This window comes from Alkalihalobacillus deserti (assembly GCF_020734105.1).
Lineage (GTDB): Bacteria > Bacillota > Bacilli > Bacillales > Bacillaceae_D > Halalkalibacter > Halalkalibacter deserti.
This window is the reverse complement of record NZ_JAJAFR010000032.1, coordinates 1-19,644: the sequence shown is the minus strand read 5'-3', so window position 1 is coordinate 19,644 and position 19,644 is coordinate 1. Positions and strand designations below refer to the sequence as shown.

The window sequence follows — 19,644 nt, the reverse complement described above, 5'->3', positions numbered from 1 at the left end:
AAGATGAGATTTCCCATGGATTAATCCAGTAAGACCCCTTAGAGATGATGAGGTTGATAGGTCTGGTGTGGAAGCGTGGCGACACGTGGAGCTGACAGATACTAATCGGTCGAGGACTTATCCAATACTTTCTTGACACGTTTCTATAATGCATTATCTAGTTTTGAGAGAACCTTAATTCTTTCAATGGTATTTTATTAAAAATACCTTATAGTCTGGTGGCGATAGCGAAGAGGTCACACCCGTTCCCATGCCGAACACGGTCGTTAAGCTCTTTTGCGCCGATGGTAGTTGGGGGCTTCCCCCTGTGAGAGTAGGACGTTGCCAGGCTGATAAAACACAATCCAATGGGTTGTGTTTTTTTATATGCAAAAATATAACGCTGTCATACTAAGAATCAACATCCTTAGAGATAATTAATTTGAAAAAGAATATTTTCCGTTTAATAGCGAGTTTCAAAATATATCAGCAAAGACAGGAGTATATATTGGACTACTAACAAGAAAGTGACATGAATTTTTGAGGTTGTGATTCTCAAAATATTTCCAACGCTGCTTCTTGCTAAGCTTTAGAATCAATCAGTCAAAAAATGACTTGAACGATTCTAAAGTCAAATTCCCTAAAGTTGAATGTTTCCTTCTATCCATTATTGAGATATAGTAGTTAACAGCTTTTACAGCCTCTTTTTGTTTTATAAACATCGGAGGTAAATGAGCTTCTTCTTGATTGTCGTATTTAAAGATTCTATACATGTATTGTCGTAAGAATTTCTACTCTAATGTGGTTACCTTTTAACGAGTCGACATATTCATTAACTTATCAGTAGGTTGTGATAAGCCAAAACTATTCTTATGCATCTAACGTCAATTTTTTCTTTAGATAAACTCCAATACTCCAACCAAAAATTTTCATGAATACAAACCGATAAGAGTAACTAGATAAACCTAGCCGTCATACGTACGAATATAGGTGGTCAAAAAACCATATATGGTTTCGTTTCTCTACATCTAACTTTCGGTTAACTAAGATTGGGTAAATATAAGTCATGGTTCCAATCTGTTGTTACCACATATTCTTGCATTAGTCGTGCAACGGTATTAACATAGCTAAAGAACTAGCTCATTGCTTTTAGGCAGTTTAAAAGGGTCGAGCAGGCTCAATATCGAATTAGAAAAGATAAACAAGTTAGATCTCGTTCTACTTAAATATGTTTGATTAAAGCTCTTGTTGTTGTAAAAAAGCATAAACCAACTGTGGAATTTTTCTTTGTGCAACATTAAGATAGTGTGAAATAAACGGAAAATCGACACCATCAAACGTATGGATCAAATCTCCCCACCATTCCGCCTCATACCGACAAATCATACTTAAGTTATATAAAAGTAAAAAGTGAGTAGCCATTTCAGGGAGAGAGTACTTTCCAATATTTTGACGCTTCTTTAATAAGTAGACATTGTGATCTAGATCAAAGAGAAAAGGAAAAGAATCAAGGTTGTTCTGCGCACTTTGCAATGTAATTGTCAGTTCATTTTTATTTTCTATTACTTTCACACCTTTATACTTTATATTTAACGTTTCTAAGTATTGTTCAAAGCGATTAGAAGTCATGTGATAAAGATCAAGAATTTCAGAAGAAATAGCAATTTGATTTTGGTCGGTTATTAATCTTCCTTTAACAGAAATTGAATCTCTGTGTAATGTTAAAAATAAATTATGCATGTCAGCTAGATGGTGAAATAACGTCTGCATTTGATATTTTTCGCCCTCTTGATGTTTCACATGAAACATTTTGTCTAAAAAAGAAGAAAAAAGTCCATTTTTCTGTATTTTCACTTCATCTTCTAGGAAGCGGTATGTGGATTTTTTTCTTTTACGAGTTGTGACTCCGTGTGCTAACACCTGTGAATTTTCGGGATAGTTAGGGTCAAGGGACAAAATACATGCCTTGATCATTTGAACATAACCATAAAATAATAAAATTGGTTTTAATTCGATAGGTGACATGGAAGCTTGTTTAAAATAAAGTTGTCCATGTTGTAAATGATACATAAAAGATGAACAGACATGGTAACTTTGCGTTTTCGCTTTATTTAAGTGTTTCAGTTCATATCGCTCAGTTAAAAATCTACTTGAGTAAGTTGCTGAGTAGAAGGGAATAAATAAGTCTTGAAGCCCATCATTCATTTTTTACCTCCATGTTCTGTTTATTCAAAAAAGTCACACATTATTTCATTTCTTGACAGTAGTTTACCCAATTGATAAGCTACTAATAATATTTTGCGAAGAATATAAGAATGGGGAGGCAGAATAACATGCGGGAAACGAAATTTCAAAAAGAGGGACTTACATTTGACGATGTACTTCTAATACCAGGGAAGTCTGAAATTTTACCTAGAGATGTATCGGTAAAAACGAAGTTAAGCGACAACATCCAATTAAATATTCCTGTTCTAAGTGCGGGTATGGATACGGTAACGGAAGCGAAAATGGCTATTGCTATTGCACGTGAAGGTGGACTAGGGATTATTCACAAAAATATGTCAATTGAGCAACAAGCTGAACAAGTAGAAATTGTAAAACGTTCTGAGAGTGGTGTTATTACAAATCCATTCCACTTAACTAGAGATCGTCAAGTGTTTGATGCTGAGCACTTAATGGGTAAATACCGTATTTCAGGTGTTCCTATTGTAGATGCAGAACAAAAGCTTGTTGGAATTATTACAAACCGTGATTTGCGTTTTATTGAAGATTATTCGATTCAAATAGACGAAGTTATGACGAAGAAAAATCTTGTAACTGCTCCAGTTGGAACAACGCTTAGAGATGCAGAAAAAATTCTTCAAAAGTACAAAATAGAGAAACTTCCTCTTGTCGATGATGAGGGTGTTTTAAAGGGATTAATTACGATTAAAGATATTGAGAAAGTGATTGAATTCCCTAATTCAGCAAAAGACTCTCAAGGAAGACTATTAGTTGGCGCAGCTATTGGCGTTTCTGCAGATGCGGATAGTCGAATTGCTGCATTAGTAGGAGCTGGAGTTGATTGTATTGTCATCGATACAGCACATGGCCATTCTAAAGGCGTATTAGATAAAGTTCGCGAGGTACGAACAAATTACCCTGGTTTGACTATTATTGCAGGAAATGTGGCTACTGCACATGCAACACGAGACTTAATTGAAGCTGGTGCAAGTGCCGTTAAGGTAGGGATTGGTCCAGGTTCTATTTGTACGACGCGTATCGTAGCGGGTATAGGCGTACCACAAATCACTGCCGTTTTTGATTGCGCGCAAGAAGCCGAAAAACATGGTATACCTATCATAGCTGATGGTGGGATAAAATATTCAGGTGATATTGTTAAAGCACTGGCAGCAGGTGGACATGCAGTTATGCTTGGAAGTTTACTGGCTGGTGTATCAGAAAGCCCTGGAGACAGAGAAATTTATCAAGGTCGTCAATTTAAGGTGTACCGTGGAATGGGTTCTCTTGGAGCAATGGAAAGAGGAAGCAAAGATCGTTATTTCCAGGAAAATGCTCAAAAATTAGTTCCTGAGGGAATTGAAGGACGTATTCCTTATAAAGGACCGTTAACTGATACCATTCATCAACTAATTGGTGGTATTCGTGCTGGCATGGGTTATTGTGGTACACCGACATTAGAAGATTTAAGAGAAAACGGTGAATTTATCCGGATAACGGGTGCTGGTTTAAAAGAAAGTCATCCTCATGACGTTCAGATTACAAAGGAAGCTCCTAATTATTCTTTATAAATTTTCTTACTTTGTCGCAAATTAGTATCTCTTCTTTCTTAGTAGTGACTTACTAAATGTGAAACGATGGCAACGACAATCTTGAATAAAAATGCAATTTTTAATTATGAAAATAGATAGGGGTCTTCTCTATCTATTTTTTTTATGATAGTTGTGATAAAATAACCTCTATGTGAAATGGTGTGGAGGTGTAGGAATGAAAAGGCTTATGTTTAAAAAATGGCTATTAGTCATGCTTACGATAATGGTGATGACAACTGTAATACAACCAATGAAGGCTGGTGCAGCTGCTTTTGATTTAGAAGCAGAATCTGCTATTCTAGTAGATGCTCAAACAGGGAAGATTTTATTCAAAAAGAATATAGATGCCATTCTACCAACTGCAAGTATGACGAAAATGATGAGTGAGTACCTCATCTTAGAAGCGATAAATGAAGAAAGAATTAATTGGGATCAGCAGGTTCCGATCAGTGATTTTGTGCGAAGCTTATCGTTACAAACAGCTTTATCCAATGTACCATTAAGACAAGATGAAACGTATACGGTAGAAAACCTTTATCAATCTGTAGCCATTTATTCAGCAAATGCCTCAACAATTGCATTAGCTGAATTAATCGCTGGCTCAGAAACAGCTTTTGTGAAAATGATGAATGATAAAGCTGCTGAATTAGGATTAGATGATTATGAATTTGTTAATTCAACTGGTTTAAATAATTCTGATCTACAAGGTAATCACCCTGAAGGAACTGGAGAAACAGCTGAGAATATGATGTCTGCTAGAGCGACAGCAAAATTAGCGTTTCACTTAATCAATGATTATCCGGAAGTACTAGATACAGCGAGTATTCCAACATTAACATTTCAAGCTGGACCTGATGAAGTAATTGAAATGCAAAATTGGAACTGGATGTTGCCAGGAATTGTCGCACAACATGATTATGAAGGAATTGATGGTTTAAAAACTGGATATACGGCCGCTGCTGGGAATGCTTTTACAGGCACTGCCGAGCGGAATGGGATGCGCTTTATCTCGGTTGTCATGCGTACAGGTACTCGCGATGATCGCTTTAATGAAACGAGAAAACTATTAGATTATGGGTTTAATAATTTTAATCATATTGAAGTAATAGATGCTGGCTTCGCTCCTGAAGGCTTAGAATCGATTCCTGTAACGGCAGGAAAGGAAAAAGAAGTTTCAATCTCAAGTGTAGATCCACTTTCTACTGTTGTTAAAAAGGGAGAAGAGGAACTATATCATGCTGAGTTATTTTTAAATGAAAGTTTATTTAATGAAAATGGAGAGATTCAAGCTCCATTTGAGGCAGGAACAGAGGTTGGCTCATTAGCCTTAATTTATGACGGAGAACAGACTGAAGAGTTCCTATATGCGTCTCAAAAAGCAGAGGTGTCTGTTGTCACGGATGTTGCTGTAGAAAAGGCTGGATGGTTCTCTATGACCATGCGTGCTATCGGAGGTTTTTTCCAAGGAGTATGGAGCGGAGTAGCTAACACAGTTAAAGGTTGGTTTTAATAATTATCTTAAAGTAGGGTCCTAATTTTTTAGGGCCCTTTTTGATAGAATAGGCAAAGGAATATTAGGCTTCACTCTAGGATAGTATAAAAGCTAGGATTGGCAATGGCTCCACACGCTGCACTACCGGGGCGAGAAGCCCGCTCGTTGGGACTTAAAAGATTGCAGCGGTTCCGCTCATTGCTTCAACGTTATTCAAAAAGGTGAGAATCGACCTTTTTGAATAACGTTGAAATAAAAACTGAAAATTTATGCGGAACTACCATTTTTAAGGTATACTATTAGAGGATTAGCAAACAATAAGTAAGCGTGCATAGGAGGAAATAAGAAATGAGTCAAACAGGTACAGACAGAGTAAAAAGAGGTATGGCAGAAATGCAAAAGGGTGGCGTTATTATGGACGTCATTAACGCAGAACAAGCTAAAATTGCTGAGGCAGCTGGTGCAGTTGCAGTAATGGCACTTGAGCGCGTTCCTGCAGATATTCGTGCAGCCGGTGGCGTAGCGCGTATGGCGGACCCAACAATTGTTGAGGAAGTATTAAATGCCGTTTCGATTCCAGTGATGGCTAAGGCGCGTATTGGGCATATTGTCGAGGCACGTGTATTAGAAGCAATGGGTGTAGACTATCTTGATGAGAGTGAAGTTTTAACACCAGCTGATGAAGTGTTCCATTTGTACAAGCGTGACTTCACCGTACCTTTTGTATGTGGAGCTCGTGACTTAGGCGAAGCATCTCGTCGTATTGGCGAAGGTGCATCGATGATCCGTACGAAAGGTGAGCCTGGAACAGGAAACATTGTTGAAGCGGTTCGTCATATGCGTATGATTCAAGGTCAAATTCGTAAAGTACAAACGATGACTATTGACGAATTAACAACTGAAGCAAAAAACATCGGTGCATCATTTGAGCTTTTATTAGAAATCAAGGAAACAGGAAAACTACCTGTAGTTAACTTTGCAGCAGGAGGAATTGCTACACCTGCAGATGCAGCTCTAATGATGGAATTGGGCGCTGACGGTGTTTTCGTTGGGTCGGGTATCTTTAAGTCGGACAATCCTGAAAAGTTTGCTCGTGCGATTGTAGAAGCGACTACACACTATCAAGATTACGCTTTAATTGCTGAATTATCAAAAGGTCTTGGTACAGCAATGAAAGGGATTGAAATTTCTACTTTAAACCCATCAGAACGTATGCAAGAGCGTGGTTGGTAAGAAGTCGTTATGGTTAAAATAGGTGTATTAGCATTACAAGGAGCTATCAGGGAGCACGTGAATTGCTTAGAGGCTCCTAATACAGAAGTCGTTGTGGTTAAGAAAGTAGAACAGTTAGCTGATTTAGATGGACTAGTGTTCCCAGGCGGAGAAAGTACGACAATGCGTCGTCTGATTGACCTTTATGGATTCTTTGAGCCATTAAAGCAATTTGCGGCTGAAGGTAAGCCAATGTTTGGTACGTGTGCTGGCTTAATTTTAATGGCTGATCAAATTGTTGGACAAGATTCTGGTCATTTATCGGTCATCAATATGAAGGTGCAGCGGAATGCCTTTGGTCGTCAACGTGAAAGCTTTGAAACCGATCTACTTGTAACAGGTGTTGGAGAGGATATTCGTGCTGTATTTATTCGTGCACCGCTCATCCTAGAAGTTGGAGAAGATGTTGAAGTCCTTTCTAAGTACAATGATGAAATTGTAGCAGCAAGACAAGGACAATTCCTTGCATGTTCTTTCCATCCTGAGTTAACAGATGATCATCGTTTTCACCAATATTTTGCCTCAATTGTGGAAGAAAGCAAAAATCAATAAAATATTTTTAATGCGTTGATAAGGATTAGTACATTCAAGTCTCTGTTTAGAGAGCCGGTGGTTGGTGTGAATCGGTCTGAGATTGTTTGGAATCCACCTTGGAGTAGAGGGTGAACAGCAAGCTGTGAAGTTCTCTCGGTAAGCAACCGTTATTTGCTAAAGTGGTATTGTCACTGACATTAACAGATGATGATACAACAAGGGTGGCAACGCGGGTGCTCTCGTCCCTTCTTCTTATGAAGGGGTGAGGGCTTTTTTTTGTTGTATTTTTTGGTAATATAAGAATGAATAGAAATGAGGAGGATCATCATGTTAGATATCAAGCGACTACGAAAAGATTTTGAAGAAATCAAAATAAAACTTGCGACAAGAGGAGAGAATATCTCTGGTCTTGACCGCTTTGAAGCGCTGGATGAGAAACGACGTGCTGTCATTGTAGAAGTAGAACAATTAAAAAGTAGACGTAACCAAGTATCACAAGAGGTTGCCCAGTTAAAACGTGATAAAAAAGATGCTGATCACCTTATTAAGGAAACAAAAGAAGTTTCTGAGAAAATTAAAGCACTTGATGAACAGCTTCGCACTACAGAAGAAGAATTAGATGGAATTTTGCTTACGATTCCTAATATACCTCATAGAAGTGCGCCAATTGGTGATACGGAGGATGATAATATAGAAATTCGCAAGTGGGGAGAAGTGCGTACTTTTGATTTTGAAACAAAGGCTCACTGGGATCTAGGGACAGATTTAGGCATTCTCGATTTTGAGCGAGCTTCAAAAGTAACTGGAAGTCGCTTTGTTGTTTATAAGGGACTAGGGGCACGTTTAGAACGAGCGCTTATTAACTTCATGATGGATTTGCATCAGGACGAACATGGATATGAGGAAGTTCTTCCTCCTTATATCGTTAATCGCGCAAGTATGACAGGGACAGGACAGTTACCTAAATTTGAAGAGGATGCATTTAAGGTCCACGATCAAGACTATTTTCTAATTCCAACAGCAGAAGTACCTGTTACCAATTTGCATCGTGACGAGATTGTAGGATCTGACCAGTTGCCAATTGCCTACACTGCTTATAGTGCCAACTTCCGATCAGAGGCTGGATCAGCAGGTAGAGATACACGTGGATTAATTCGTCAACACCAGTTTAATAAAGTAGAACTAGTTCGTTTTGTTAAACCAGAAGATTCTTATGAAGCATTAGAGCTTTTAACAGGTCATGCAGAAAAGGTTCTCCAACTTCTTGAACTACCATACCGTGTTTTAAGTATGTGTACAGCAGACTTAGGATTCACAGCGGCGAAAAAATACGATCTTGAAGTGTGGATTCCAAGTAACAACTCTTACAGAGAAATTTCTTCTTGCAGTAACTTTGAGGATTTCCAAGCTCGTCGTGCTAATATTAAATATCGCCCAGAGCCAAAAGCCAAGCCAGAATTCGTCCATACTCTAAACGGGTCTGGTCTTGCAGTTGGCCGTACAGTAGCTGCTATCCTTGAAAATTACCAACAAGAGGATGGATCAGTTGTTATTCCGAAAGTGCTTCGTCCATATATGAGAAATGTAGAGAGAATCACGGTGAAATAAAAACAAGAAAAAGCCCACTGCATCTGTATGCAGTGGGTTTTGATTCATGCTAGTATTTAGGTTTGTGCTTTCCTGATTCAATTTCATCCATGTAATGGCATGCAGCCATATGACCATCCTTCATATAATCTTCTGCACGTAATTCAGGTGTATCTGTTTTACATAGATCTGTCGCAAACGGACAGCGTGTATGGAAACGACAACCTTCAGGAGGATTAATAGGAGAAGGAACATCACCTTTTAAGACGATTCGGTCATTTTTTTTGTTAGGATCAGGAACAGGAATCGCAGATAATAAAGCTTTTGTATAAGGATGTTGCGGATTATCAAATACAGATGTCTTATCTCCAATCTCTACAATGCGACCAAGATACATAACGATCACGCGATCAGAGATGTGTCGAACAACACCTAAATCATGAGATATGAATAGGTAGGTTAATTGAAAATCACGTTGCAATTTCTTTAATAAGTTAATAACTTGAGCTTGAATTGATACGTCTAATGCTGATACAGCTTCATCACAGATAATTAATTTAGGATCAACAGACAAGGCACGAGCAATCCCGATACGTTGACGTTGCCCACCACTAAATTCATGTGGAAAATGGTCAGCTTGGTGAGCACCAAGACCAACCGTTTCCATTAACTCACGGATTTTCTGGCCACGTTCTGAGCGTGGGACAACATTTTGAATTTCCATTGCTTCTTCTAATACTTGTCTAACCGTTTGACGAGGATTAATTGAAGCGTAAGGATCTTGGAAAATGATTTGTAAGTCTTTCCTTTTCTTGCGCATTTGTGACTTATTTAAAGAAAGTAAATCTTCACCGTCGAATTCAACTTCACCTGAAGTTGGCTCATCTAAGCGGAGGATTGCTCGGCCTGTTGTGGACTTCCCACAGCCAGATTCCCCAACGATGCTAACTGTTTCCCCTTCATAAACTGTAAAAGAAACTCCATCAACGGCTTTAACGTGATTCACAGTACGACCAAGCATTCCGCCTTTGATAGGGAAATACTGCTTTAGATCATTGACTTTAAGTAGTTCTTTCTTCATACACACTCACCCCCGGATCGCCATCCCACTCTTTAGAGTAGATCCAACAACGAATTTGGTTTCCTTTTTCATCTTCCTCAAGGTCAGGGTTGCGTTCGACACAAGTATCACTTGCAAACGGACATCTAGGTGCAAAACGACAACCAATAGGCATATCAGTAGGGCTAGGAACAGACCCTTTAATAACCGATAGTTCCTCTCCATCTAAATCAATATCATGACGTGGCAATGAATTTAATAAACCAACTGTATAAGGATGCCTTGGGTTACGGAATAGCTCATCGACTGATGCATATTCAACGACTTGTCCACAGTACATAACAGCTACGTAATCACATGTCTCTGCAACGACACCAAGATCATGAGTAATCATAATAATCGACATACCTAGACGAGTTTGTAGATCTTTCATTAATTCTAGAATTTGAGCTTGAATGGTTACATCGAGTGCAGTTGTTGGTTCATCTGCAATAAGAAGCTCAGGATCACAGGCTAAAGCCATAGCAATTATCACACGTTGACGCATACCACCAGAAAGTTCATGTGGATATTGATGAACACGTTGCTCAGGTGAAGGAATTCCAACAAGTTTTAACATTTCAATCGAACGCTCAATGGCTTGTTTCTTATTAAGTTTTTGGTGAATTTGAAATGACTCACCAATTTGTTGTCCAACCGTAAAAACGGGATTTAATGATGTCATTGGTTCTTGGAAAATCATTGAGATTTCATTTCCGCGAATCTTTCTCATTTCTGACTCGGTTTTCTCTAAAAGATCGGTTCCTTTAAAAAGAACTTGACCACCAACCACTTTTCCTGGGTTTTGAATAAGTCTAAGAATAGAAAGTGATGTAATACTTTTGCCAGATCCAGACTCACCAACGACTCCAAGTGTCTTTCCTTTTGGAACGGAAAAGCTTACACCATCGACAGCTTTTACTTCAAAGTTCTCCGTAAAAAACGACGTACGTAGATCACGAACTTCAAGAATTGTATCTGTCACAAGGATTCACACCTTTCTTAATTTGAGATTATTTATAAAATCTATTAGTTTAAGTCAATACGTTTATTTAAGAAGCGGTATGTAATATCTACTAGTAAGTTAACGAATACAAATAATAATGCAAACACTAGAACAGTACCTTGAACAATAGGGAAGTCGCGTGCACGAATGGCCTCGATAATTAGTCGTCCCATCCCGTTTATTGCAAAAACAGTTTCTGTTAATACAGCTCCACCTAAGAGACCGCCAAATTGTAAACCAACAACTGTTACTACTGGGATTAGAGCATTTTTAAGAGCATGGCGATAAATGACAACACGTTCTTTTACACCTTTAGCTCGAGCCGTCCTGATGTAGTCTTGTCCAATTACTTCGAGCATACTTGAACGAGTCATACGAGCAATGATAGCTGCCCCCGCTGTACCTAAAGTAAAGACTGGAAGAACAATTTGTTTCCAATCACCCCAACCAGACGCTGCAAACCAATTTGTCGTTATTGGTCCAATATCTAATCCAATAGCAAACCACTGAATCAACATAAGTCCTAACCAGAAGTTTGGCATTGATAGGCCGAATAAAGCAACAATCATAATCACGACATCAGTTAGTGTATAATGCTTTGTTGCAGAAACAATACCAGCAATTAAACCAATAAAAACACTTAAAATCGTACTGTATAAAGCTAATTCAACCGTTACCCCAAAACGACCTGAAATTTCAGTTGAAACTGGACGACCACTACGAATTGAGTTACCAAGGTCGCCTTGGACAGCGTTTGATACATACGCTACATATTGAATTGGAACTGGTTCATTTAAACCGAGACGGTCACGCATTTGCTCAATTTGAGTTGGAGATGCACTCTCACCTGCCATGATTTGAGCCGGATCACCAGGGATGAGGTGCATTAAACTAAATGTAAGAATAGTTACACCAATTAAGACGGGTATCGTCTGAATTAGACGGCGAACGATAAAAGTAAACATGTTTTTGCACCTCTTTCTAGTTTTTCATTTTAGGATCTAATGCATCTCTTAAACCATCACCGAAAATATTAAAGGCTAATACTACTATTACAATAGCGATACCAGGGAAGAAAGCGACATGTGGTGCGTCCCACATATAGTTACGACCGTCACTTAACATCGCTCCCCACTCAGGTGTTGGAGGCTGGGCTCCCATTCCTAAGAAGGATAGACCACTAGCAGTTAAGATCGATGTAGCGATGCTTAAAGTAGCTTGAACAATAAGTGGAGATGTCACGTTTGGTAAAATATGTTTAAAAATAATACGACCGTCACTCGCACCAAGTGCTTTAACGGCATCAATGTATTCTAGCTTTCGAACGGCAAGTGTTGATCCACGTACAATCCGCGCAAAGACAGGGATTGAAAAGATGCCTACCGCAATAATTACATTAGTTAAGCTTCCACCAAGAACACTAACAATAGCTAATGCGAGTAGAATTCCAGGGAAAGCAAGAAGGACATCCATGACACGCATAATAAGAGAATCTAATTTCCCACCATAATAACCAGAGACAATTCCTAGACAGATTCCGATTGCTGCGCCAATAACAACGGAGAAGAAACCTACATATAACGTAATCGACATACCATGAATAATTCGACTAAATATGTCACGGCCGTGATGATCGGTTCCGAAAAAATGTTCTCCTGATGGACTAGCCAGCTTATTTACATGGTTTTGTACATTTGGTTCATATGGTGTAAAGTGAGGGCCCATTATTGCTACTATTATAAAGAATAAAATGAGAAGGCCGCCAACCATTGCTGCTTTATTTTTTCGTAATTTCTTGTAAAAGCTTTTCCATCTCTCAACGGTTGGATTAGGAGGAGGGCTTGATGTCCCACTATTACTTATAGATTGATCGCTCATATCTTACATCCTTTCTTCGTGGTTTGATTTATATAATTTATATCGTGCAAAAGCTAGACAATATTCGACGAGATAAATTACTATTTTACAAATTTTAATTATAGCATGCTCACCGGTATTCATAATCAACATATTGTTTTTTTAGTATAATTATATTCTAGATTTGGATTGTATTTAATAAAGAATTAAAACGTTTACACGTTATTGTTTGTTGACTGACATTTACTTTCTGAAAATAACAGTAATTTTTTTAGGAAACCATTTTTATGGAAATTGTTACTTGTATTGCTTTCTGATTTGGGATATATTATTATTGGTTTTGAAAATAAAGACTACCATACATAGGGGGCTCTAATTAATGGAGATGTCTAAAAATTCATTTTTCTTTTTGATGCTGCTTGTGCTAAGCGTATTTATCGCAGCTTGTGCAAGTGAACCAGATGCTCCAGCTGAAGGTGAAGCTGGTGAAGAAGTAACGGAAGGCGCTGAAGGCGGAGACTTAGTCATTGCTCAACTTTCAGATGCTGTTGCGATTGACCCACACGGTTCAAACGACACCCCTTCGAGTAATGTTGCTTATAACATTTATGAGTCGCTTGTAAAGTCTGATGAAAATATGGAGCTTCAACCTGGCCTTGCTACAAGCTGGGAAGAAATCGATGATACTACATGGGAATTCGTTCTTCGTGAAGGTGTAAAATTCCATGATGGTTCTGATTTTAACGCTAATGTTGTTAAAGCAAACATCGAACGTGTTTTAGATCCTGAAGTTGCTTCACCACGTTCTTTCTTATATGACATGATTACAGAAGTTGAAGTTGTTGACGATTACACTGTTCGTATTACAACTGAATATCCATTTGCTCCATTACCTGCTCACTTAGCTCACAATGGTGGTGGAATGATTTCTGCTAAATTAATTGAAGCGGATTATGCAGCAATGGCAGAAGGTGAAGAGCCAGGTCAAGTTATTAGTGGAGGCCCAATTGGTACTGGTTACTTTAAGTTTGATAGTTGGACTCCGGGAACTGAAATTAAATTAGTGAAGAATGAAGAATATTGGGGTGAGCCTGCCAAGCTTGATTCTGTAACATTTAAAGTAGTACCTGAGGATTTAACTCGTCTTGCTGAGCTTGAAACAAATGCAGCTCACATCTCTGATCCACTTAGTCCTGCTGATGTTTCACGTGTTGAGGGCACTGATGGGATGTCTGTTAACCGTCAACCTTCTGTAGCTTTATCTTATATTGGATTTAATGCTCAAAAAGGGCCGTTTGATAACAAGTTAGTTCGTCAAGCTATCACTAAAGCGATTGACAAAGATGCTATTATTGAAGGGATTTACGATGGTGCTGGTATTCCTGCAATTGGACCACTAGCTCCAGATGTATTTGGTTTCGATGACTCTGTATCTGGTTTAGAGTATGATCGAGAAGAAGCAAAGAAATTGCTAGCGGAAGCTGGTTATCCAGATGGATTCACGACAACACTTTGGACAAATGATAATCGTGAACGTATTGATGCAGCTACTTATGTTCAAGCAGAACTAGAAAAAATTGGCGTTACTGTTGAGATTGAAGTAGTGGAGTGGGGAGCTTACTTAGAGCAAACTGCTAAGGGTGAACATGATATGTTCGTTCTTGGTTGGTCTACCGTGACAGGTGATGCTGACTACGGTATGTATCCATTATTCCATTCTGAAAACTACGGTAATCCAGGGAACCGTACGTTTTTCAGTACTCCTGAACTTGATGAGATTTTAGTTGAAGCTCGTCAAAATCCAGATCATAATGAGCGATTAGCTCTTTACAAAGAAGCACAAGAAATCCTAGTTGAAGAATCGCCAATGCTTTACATCCATCATCAAGAGTATTTACTTGGTGTAAGTGATAGTGTTCAAGGTTTGTGGCAACATCCAACTCAAATTCTTATGCTTCAAGATGTAACGTTACAATAGTTCGAATTTCGGTCTGTCCTTTTTGGATAGACCGTTTTTAATTTTTTTAAAAAAGACTTGTCATTTGATGAACGGTTCGTATATAATAATATTTGTCAGTAACTGATGGAGGAATACCCAAGTCTGGCTGAAGGGATCGGTCTTGAAAACCGACAGGCGGGTCAAACCGCGCGGGGGTTCGAATCCCTCTTCCTCCTCCATACATAAAAATGATACACTACCTATTTGGTAGTGTTTTTTTACATTTATATGAAAGAATAAACAACATACGTTTCAGTTTGAAAAGCGCTTTAGCTTACTACTAAACGTTTTTCTTTTTTTGAAGGTTTTTTTACTATGATTAGTTGGAGTGAGCTTAATGGATAATCATGAAAAGTGGATGGAACTAGCCTTAGTTGAAGCTACAAAAGCTGAACAACTTGGGGAGGTTCCGATTGGTGCGATCATAGTGAAAGACGATGAAGTTATTGCATCTGCTCATAATCGAAGAGAAATGGATCATCAAGCTTTAGCGCATGCCGAATTAGCTGTTATTAAGGAAGCATGTGAAAAACTTCAAAATTGGAGACTTCTCGATTGTACGTTATACGTAACTTTAGAGCCTTGCCCGATGTGTGCTGGGGCCATTGTTCAGTCGAGAATTGATACGGTTGTTTACGGAGCAAAGGATCCGAAGGCTGGTTGTGCCGGAACATTGATGAATCTTTTAAAAGAACCACAGTTCAATCATCAATCAACAGTGATCTCGGGTTGTCTAGAAGAAGAGTGCAGTACAATCTTAACTTTATTTTTTCGTAACTTAAGGAAAAAGAAAAAAACAAAAAAGATGGTTTAACCTATTTGCCATTTTGTTACTGTTGCATTTTAAAGACAAACCCTCTATACTAAGAAATGCATCATCAGTGATGCGTTAAATATGTTATTCAATTTGCCGTGCTAGGCGGGGAGGTAGCGGTGCCCTGTACTCGCAATCCGCTGTAGCGAGGTTGAATTCCCTCTATAGGTTTTGTCACCGCGGGGTCTGACCTAAGTAAGTGGTGTTGACGTCTGGGTTCCACGCAACGGAAACCCATGAACCCTGTCAGGTCCGGAAGGAAGCAGCAGTAAGTGGCCCCTTCCGTGTGCCGTGGAGTCGCCTGGGCCGAGCTAACTGCTTAGGTAACGCCCGTGGTGGCATTATCAACAGAGGGTGCACGGTATTAATTTTATATAAAAAAGCAATTACGTTCGCGTAGTTGCTTTTTTTATGTGTGCTATAATAACGACACAGTCTTTGAAAAAACACGATCAATCGTTATAATAGAAGGAAGCGGAAAAAGAGGGGGAAATGGTTTTGGGTTATCAAGCGCTTTATCGTGTATGGAGACCGCAACAGTTAAGGGATGTTGTTGGACAGGAACATATAACGAAAACATTACAAAATGCTTTGTTACAAGAAAAATTATCCCATGCCTACCTTTTCTCTGGTCCACGTGGTACAGGTAAGACAAGTGCAGCTAAGATTATTGCAAAAGCAATTAACTGTGAGAAGGCTCCTGTTGCGGAACCTTGTAATGAATGTTCAGCATGCCTGGGTATTACTTCTGGAGCAATTGTAGATGTAATGGAGATTGATGCGGCATCAAATAACGGTGTAGATGAAATCCGTGATATTCGAGATAAAGTTAAGTTTGCTCCAAGTGAAGTACGATTCAAAGTTTATATTATTGATGAAGTACATATGTTATCAACTGGAGCGTTTAATGCATTACTTAAAACGTTAGAAGAACCACCTGGTCACGTATTATTTATACTTGCTACAACAGAACCGCATAAAATTCCTTTGACGATTATATCGCGTTGTCAGCGTTTTGACTTTAGGCGGATTTCAAATCAAGCGATTGTTTCAAGAATCAAACATATTTTAGATCATGATCATGTTCAAGCGGAAGAAGATGCTCTTTCGATGATTGCTAGAGCTGCTGAAGGTGGAATGCGCGACGCTTTAAGTTTGTTAGATCAAGCTATTTCATTTTCTGAAGAAACGTTAAAATTAGAAGATGTCCTTGCAGTAACTGGGGCTGTTTCCCAGAGCGCATTAACTAAAATTGTATCTTCTGTTAAAGAAGGAGACACTGTAACTGTTCTTGAGAAATTAAATGAATTGTTGCAGGATGGAAAAGATCCACTCAGGTTTATTGAAGACTTGATTTATTATTTCCGGGATATGCTGCTTTATAAGAATGCACCTCAGGCAGAGGAGTTATTAGAGCGAGCAAAAGTAGATGATGATTTTTTGCGTATGATAGAAAATGTAGATACAAATTGGTTATATGCGACGATAGAATCATTAAATGCAAGCCAACAAGAAATGAAATGGTCTGCTCATCCGAAGATCTTTTTAGAATTAGCTTTACTTAAATTAGTCAATCAACAGGTTTCAACTGTTAGTTTGACTGCGGATTCCTCTATTTCGACAACGGAGATTGAGCAGTTAAAAGAAAAAGTTCTTTTATTAGAAAAGAAGATTCAAGGACTACAGTTGGGTGCTGTTCAAACGACCAATACTAGTGACGCGGCACTAGCACCGCAAAAACGTGCAAGGAAGGTGCCTACACAAGCGAGAGTATCAACAACTCAAGTGAAAGAAACGCTCAAGCAAGCGGATAAACAGTATTTGCAAGTTGTCACTTCTAGATGGGGTGATGTAATGGAACGGATTAAGACTCAAAGTGTTCCGGCTCATGCTTGGTTAAGTGATAGCAAACCTGTAGCTGCCTCTTCGTCTACTGTGGTTTTAGCGTTTCAAAATGAGATGCATCGTGATATGATGGATACGAAGTTTCGTGTAGTACTTGAAGGCATTCTCCAAGAAACACTTAGTGGTCAATCTAATTTTATCACCCTCCTTCAGCAACATTGGGAAAAGGTAAAAGAAGAATATGTAAGTGAACAACAAAAAGGATCGATAAAGGAAGAAAAAGATGACTTTGTTGATGAAGCGGTAAAGTTAGTTGGAGAAGAGTTTATTGAGTTTATTGATGGTTAACATTAGGGAGGAAGTATACAATGAAAAACATGGGTAATATGATGAAGCAAATGCAAAAAATGCAAAAGCAAATGTTGAAAGCTCAAGAAGAGTTAAAAGAAAAGACAGTAGAAGCAACAGCTGGTGGTGGAATGGTGACGGTAGTCGCTAGTGGTGATAAACGTATTGTTGATATTAAAATTTCCGAGGATGTTATCGATCCGGATGATGTTGAAATGTTGCAAGATTTAATTCTAGCTGCGACGAATGAAGCATTAAAACAAGTGGATGAGCTAGTTGAGAAAGACATGGGTAAGTTCACCAAAGGAATGAATATGCCTGGAATGTTCTAGGAGGGGTTTGTTTTGCAATATCCAGAACCAATAGCCAAATTAATTGAAGGTTTTACAAAATTGCCAGGTATTGGTCCAAAGACGGCTAGTCGCCTGGCTTTTTTTGTTTTAAATATGAAGGAAGATGATGTGTTAGATTTTGCAAAAGCACTCGTCAATGCAAAAAGAAACTTAACCTATTGTTCGATTTGCCACAACATCACAGACACGGATCCTTGCCGAATTTGTGAAGATAAACATCGTGATAAATCGATTGTCTGTGTGGTGCAAGAAGCAAGAGATGTCATTGCGATGGAAAAGATGAAAGAATACCGTGGCGATTATCATGTATTACACGGTGCGATCTCACCTATGGATGGGATTGGTCCAGAAGATATCAAAATACCTGAACTACTAAAAAGGTTACAAGATGATCGGATCAAAGAGGTGATCATTGCAACTAATCCTAATATCGAAGGGGAAGCAACTGCAATGTATATTTCTAGGTTAATCAAGCCAACGGGAATTAAAGTGACACGGATTGCCCATGGCCTTCCTGTTGGTGGGGATTTAGAATATGCTGATGAAGTGACTCTTTCAAGAGCGATAGAGGGACGAAGAGAATTATAGCGATTGACTGGTTTTCCTTTTTGATTGTTATACTTAAATGCCTGTCTTATAAGTTTATGAAGGTGGGATATTGTGTTATTCCGGAAAAAAAGCAAGCTTCGCAAATCAGAAAATATACGTTTGATTGAGCAACTTGAACAACACAAACAGCAAGTAGATAGTGAGAAGGTATTAATTAATAGAAGCATTGATCCTTCTGATGATGTGCTGAATCATGTGAAAATAACTGAAGCCATTTATTCATTTTTATTGCGGGAAGCAAGGGCACGGCAAGCAAGTAAGGACGAACTACATTAAAAAAGTAGTTTGTTCTTTTTTTATTTCTTGAGCATAGTTTACTTATAAGACAAGCATTGTGAGGTGATGATATGGATCCAGTTGTATTAATTTCAATTTTAGTTGGTTTAGTTCTTATTTTATTAGTCATTGGTGCCCCGATTAAACCTGTTCGATTGTTAGGTAATATTGCTGTTAAATTTGTTATAGGTGCATTAATGCTCTTTTTTGTTAATGCATTTGGAAGTTTTATTGATTTTAATATCCCTATTAATCCGGCTACAGCTGCTGTTTCTGGTATTTTGGGAATACCAGGTATCATCCTTTTAATACTAGTGAAACAATTCATTATTTAGAATGAAAGGGTTTGAACCAAATGGAGGGTTCGAACCCTTAATGCTTAAAGATTGTTAAAAAAATTAAAAAAGCATTGCACTTTAGTTTCATACATGGTATATTATTTCTTGTCGCTAAGAACGACAAAAACGTTTCGAAAACACATGTTGACAAGCCTAATAAGGTTTGGTATAATATGAAAGTCGCCATAAAGCGACAAAATAGTTCTTTGAAAACTGAACAAAAGCCAAGCGAAAAGAGAAAACATAATTTTCTCGTCAATTTTAAGTGATTTAGTAAAATCACAACGTATCGTTAGTGATACAGTTTGAGCACAAATCAAGCACTTTTATGGAGAGTTTGATCCTGGCTCAGGACGAACGCTGGCGGCGTGCCTAATACATGCAAGTCGAGCGAACTAATTAAGAGCTTGCTCTTATGAGGTTA

Annotated in this window: 17 protein-coding genes, 1 tRNA gene, 3 rRNA genes, 1 other RNA gene and 1 other annotated feature; of the genes, 17 read left to right on the top strand and 5 right to left on the bottom strand. The window is 38.5% G+C overall.

The window, feature by feature from the left end; translation table 11 throughout:
• A 23S ribosomal RNA gene (locus LDX58_RS24260) occupies nt 1-125 on the top strand; the annotation flags it as partial.
• An 89-nt stretch (nt 126-214) separates the two neighbouring features.
• Nucleotides 215-330, top strand: a 5S ribosomal RNA gene (gene rrf, locus LDX58_RS24255).
• An 885-nt stretch (nt 331-1,215) separates the two neighbouring features.
• Here rrf and LDX58_RS24250 read toward each other — a convergent pair.
• The gene (locus tag LDX58_RS24250) at nt 1,216-2,184 is read right to left on the bottom strand and encodes a YaaC family protein (protein WP_227940156.1); all 969 of its coding nucleotides are present in this window, start codon (nt 2,182-2,184) and stop codon (nt 1,216-1,218) included.
• 128 nt (nt 2,185-2,312) lie between these two features.
• On the opposite strand from LDX58_RS24250, the gene guaB reads away from it, so the two are divergent.
• The 5 genes from guaB (at nt 2,313) to serS (ending at nt 8,697) form a co-directional block, all read left to right on the top strand.
• Nucleotides 2,313-3,770 carry an IMP dehydrogenase gene (guaB, locus tag LDX58_RS24245; protein WP_227940154.1) on the top strand — a complete coding sequence of 486 codons (1,458 nt, stop codon included), beginning with the start codon at nt 2,313-2,315 and terminating at the stop codon, nt 3,768-3,770.
• 196 nt (nt 3,771-3,966) lie between these two features.
• The gene (locus LDX58_RS24240; RefSeq protein WP_227940152.1) at nt 3,967-5,301 is read left to right on the top strand and encodes a D-alanyl-D-alanine carboxypeptidase family protein; all 1,335 of its coding nucleotides are present in this window, start codon (nt 3,967-3,969) and stop codon (nt 5,299-5,301) included.
• A 330-nt stretch (nt 5,302-5,631) separates the two neighbouring features.
• Complete coding sequence (gene pdxS / locus LDX58_RS24235; RefSeq protein WP_227940150.1) at nt 5,632-6,516, top strand: pyridoxal 5'-phosphate synthase lyase subunit PdxS; 885 nt, start codon at nt 5,632-5,634, stop codon at nt 6,514-6,516.
• Between the two features lie 9 nt (nt 6,517-6,525).
• Nucleotides 6,526-7,107 (top strand): pyridoxal 5'-phosphate synthase glutaminase subunit PdxT, encoded by a 582-nt coding sequence (gene pdxT, locus LDX58_RS24230; protein ID WP_227940148.1) that lies wholly within the window; start codon nt 6,526-6,528, stop codon nt 7,105-7,107.
• 6 nt (nt 7,108-7,113) lie between these two features.
• Nucleotides 7,114-7,339 (top strand) — a binding site (T-box leader).
• Between the two features lie 77 nt (nt 7,340-7,416).
• Nucleotides 7,417-8,697 (top strand): serine--tRNA ligase, encoded by a 1,281-nt coding sequence (gene serS / locus LDX58_RS24225; RefSeq protein WP_227940147.1) that lies wholly within the window; start codon nt 7,417-7,419, stop codon nt 8,695-8,697.
• Between the two features lie 49 nt (nt 8,698-8,746).
• On the opposite strand, the gene LDX58_RS24220 is transcribed toward serS, so the two are convergent.
• From LDX58_RS24220 to LDX58_RS24205, 4 genes are read right to left on the bottom strand one after another with little or no spacing between them, the layout of a single operon-like run.
• Complete coding sequence (locus tag LDX58_RS24220; RefSeq protein WP_227940145.1) at nt 8,747-9,757, bottom strand: ABC transporter ATP-binding protein; 1,011 nt, start codon at nt 9,755-9,757, stop codon at nt 8,747-8,749.
• Nucleotides 9,738-10,766 carry an ABC transporter ATP-binding protein gene (locus tag LDX58_RS24215; RefSeq protein WP_227940157.1) on the bottom strand — a complete coding sequence of 343 codons (1,029 nt, stop codon included), beginning with the start codon at nt 10,764-10,766 and terminating at the stop codon, nt 9,738-9,740. The genes LDX58_RS24220 and LDX58_RS24215 overlap by 20 nt, the downstream gene beginning before the upstream one ends.
• A gap of 38 nt (nt 10,767-10,804) precedes the next feature.
• A complete protein-coding gene (locus LDX58_RS24210) occupies nt 10,805-11,746 on the bottom strand; it encodes an ABC transporter permease (RefSeq protein WP_227940141.1) in 942 nt (313 codons plus the stop codon).
• Nucleotides 11,747-11,762: 16 nt separating this feature from the next.
• Nucleotides 11,763-12,659 (bottom strand): ABC transporter permease, encoded by an 897-nt coding sequence (locus tag LDX58_RS24205; protein WP_227940140.1) that lies wholly within the window; start codon nt 12,657-12,659, stop codon nt 11,763-11,765.
• A 358-nt stretch (nt 12,660-13,017) separates the two neighbouring features.
• On the opposite strand from LDX58_RS24205, the gene LDX58_RS24200 reads away from it, so the two are divergent.
• The 10 genes from LDX58_RS24200 to LDX58_RS24155 form a co-directional block, all read left to right on the top strand.
• Nucleotides 13,018-14,616, top strand: a complete 1,599-nt coding sequence (locus LDX58_RS24200; protein ID WP_227940139.1) for a glutathione ABC transporter substrate-binding protein — start codon at nt 13,018-13,020, stop codon at nt 14,614-14,616.
• A gap of 107 nt (nt 14,617-14,723) precedes the next feature.
• Nucleotides 14,724-14,816: transfer RNA gene (locus tag LDX58_RS24195), tRNA-Ser, on the top strand.
• 158 nt (nt 14,817-14,974) lie between these two features.
• Nucleotides 14,975-15,451, top strand: a complete 477-nt coding sequence (gene tadA, locus LDX58_RS24190) for a tRNA adenosine(34) deaminase TadA (RefSeq protein WP_227940137.1) — start codon at nt 14,975-14,977, stop codon at nt 15,449-15,451.
• 96 nt (nt 15,452-15,547) lie between these two features.
• An RNA gene (ffs, locus tag LDX58_RS24185) (signal recognition particle sRNA large type) lies at nt 15,548-15,813 on the top strand.
• 136 nt (nt 15,814-15,949) lie between these two features.
• Nucleotides 15,950-17,644: a DNA polymerase III subunit gamma/tau gene (dnaX, locus tag LDX58_RS24180; RefSeq protein ID WP_227940136.1), complete on the top strand. Its 1,695-nt coding sequence runs from the start codon at nt 15,950-15,952 to the stop codon at nt 17,642-17,644.
• A 20-nt stretch (nt 17,645-17,664) separates the two neighbouring features.
• Nucleotides 17,665-17,976, top strand: coding sequence for a YbaB/EbfC family nucleoid-associated protein (locus LDX58_RS24175; protein ID WP_227940135.1), 312 nt, complete (start codon nt 17,665-17,667; stop codon nt 17,974-17,976).
• A 12-nt stretch (nt 17,977-17,988) separates the two neighbouring features.
• The gene (gene recR, locus LDX58_RS24170) at nt 17,989-18,585 is read left to right on the top strand and encodes a recombination mediator RecR (RefSeq protein WP_227940134.1); all 597 of its coding nucleotides are present in this window, start codon (nt 17,989-17,991) and stop codon (nt 18,583-18,585) included.
• A 72-nt stretch (nt 18,586-18,657) separates the two neighbouring features.
• Nucleotides 18,658-18,882, top strand: a complete 225-nt coding sequence (locus LDX58_RS24165) for a YaaL family protein (RefSeq protein WP_227940117.1) — start codon at nt 18,658-18,660, stop codon at nt 18,880-18,882.
• A gap of 71 nt (nt 18,883-18,953) precedes the next feature.
• Nucleotides 18,954-19,217 (top strand): pro-sigmaK processing inhibitor BofA family protein, encoded by a 264-nt coding sequence (locus tag LDX58_RS24160; RefSeq protein ID WP_227940115.1) that lies wholly within the window; start codon nt 18,954-18,956, stop codon nt 19,215-19,217.
• A gap of 328 nt (nt 19,218-19,545) precedes the next feature.
• Nucleotides 19,546-19,644 (top strand): 16S ribosomal RNA (locus LDX58_RS24155); the annotation flags it as partial.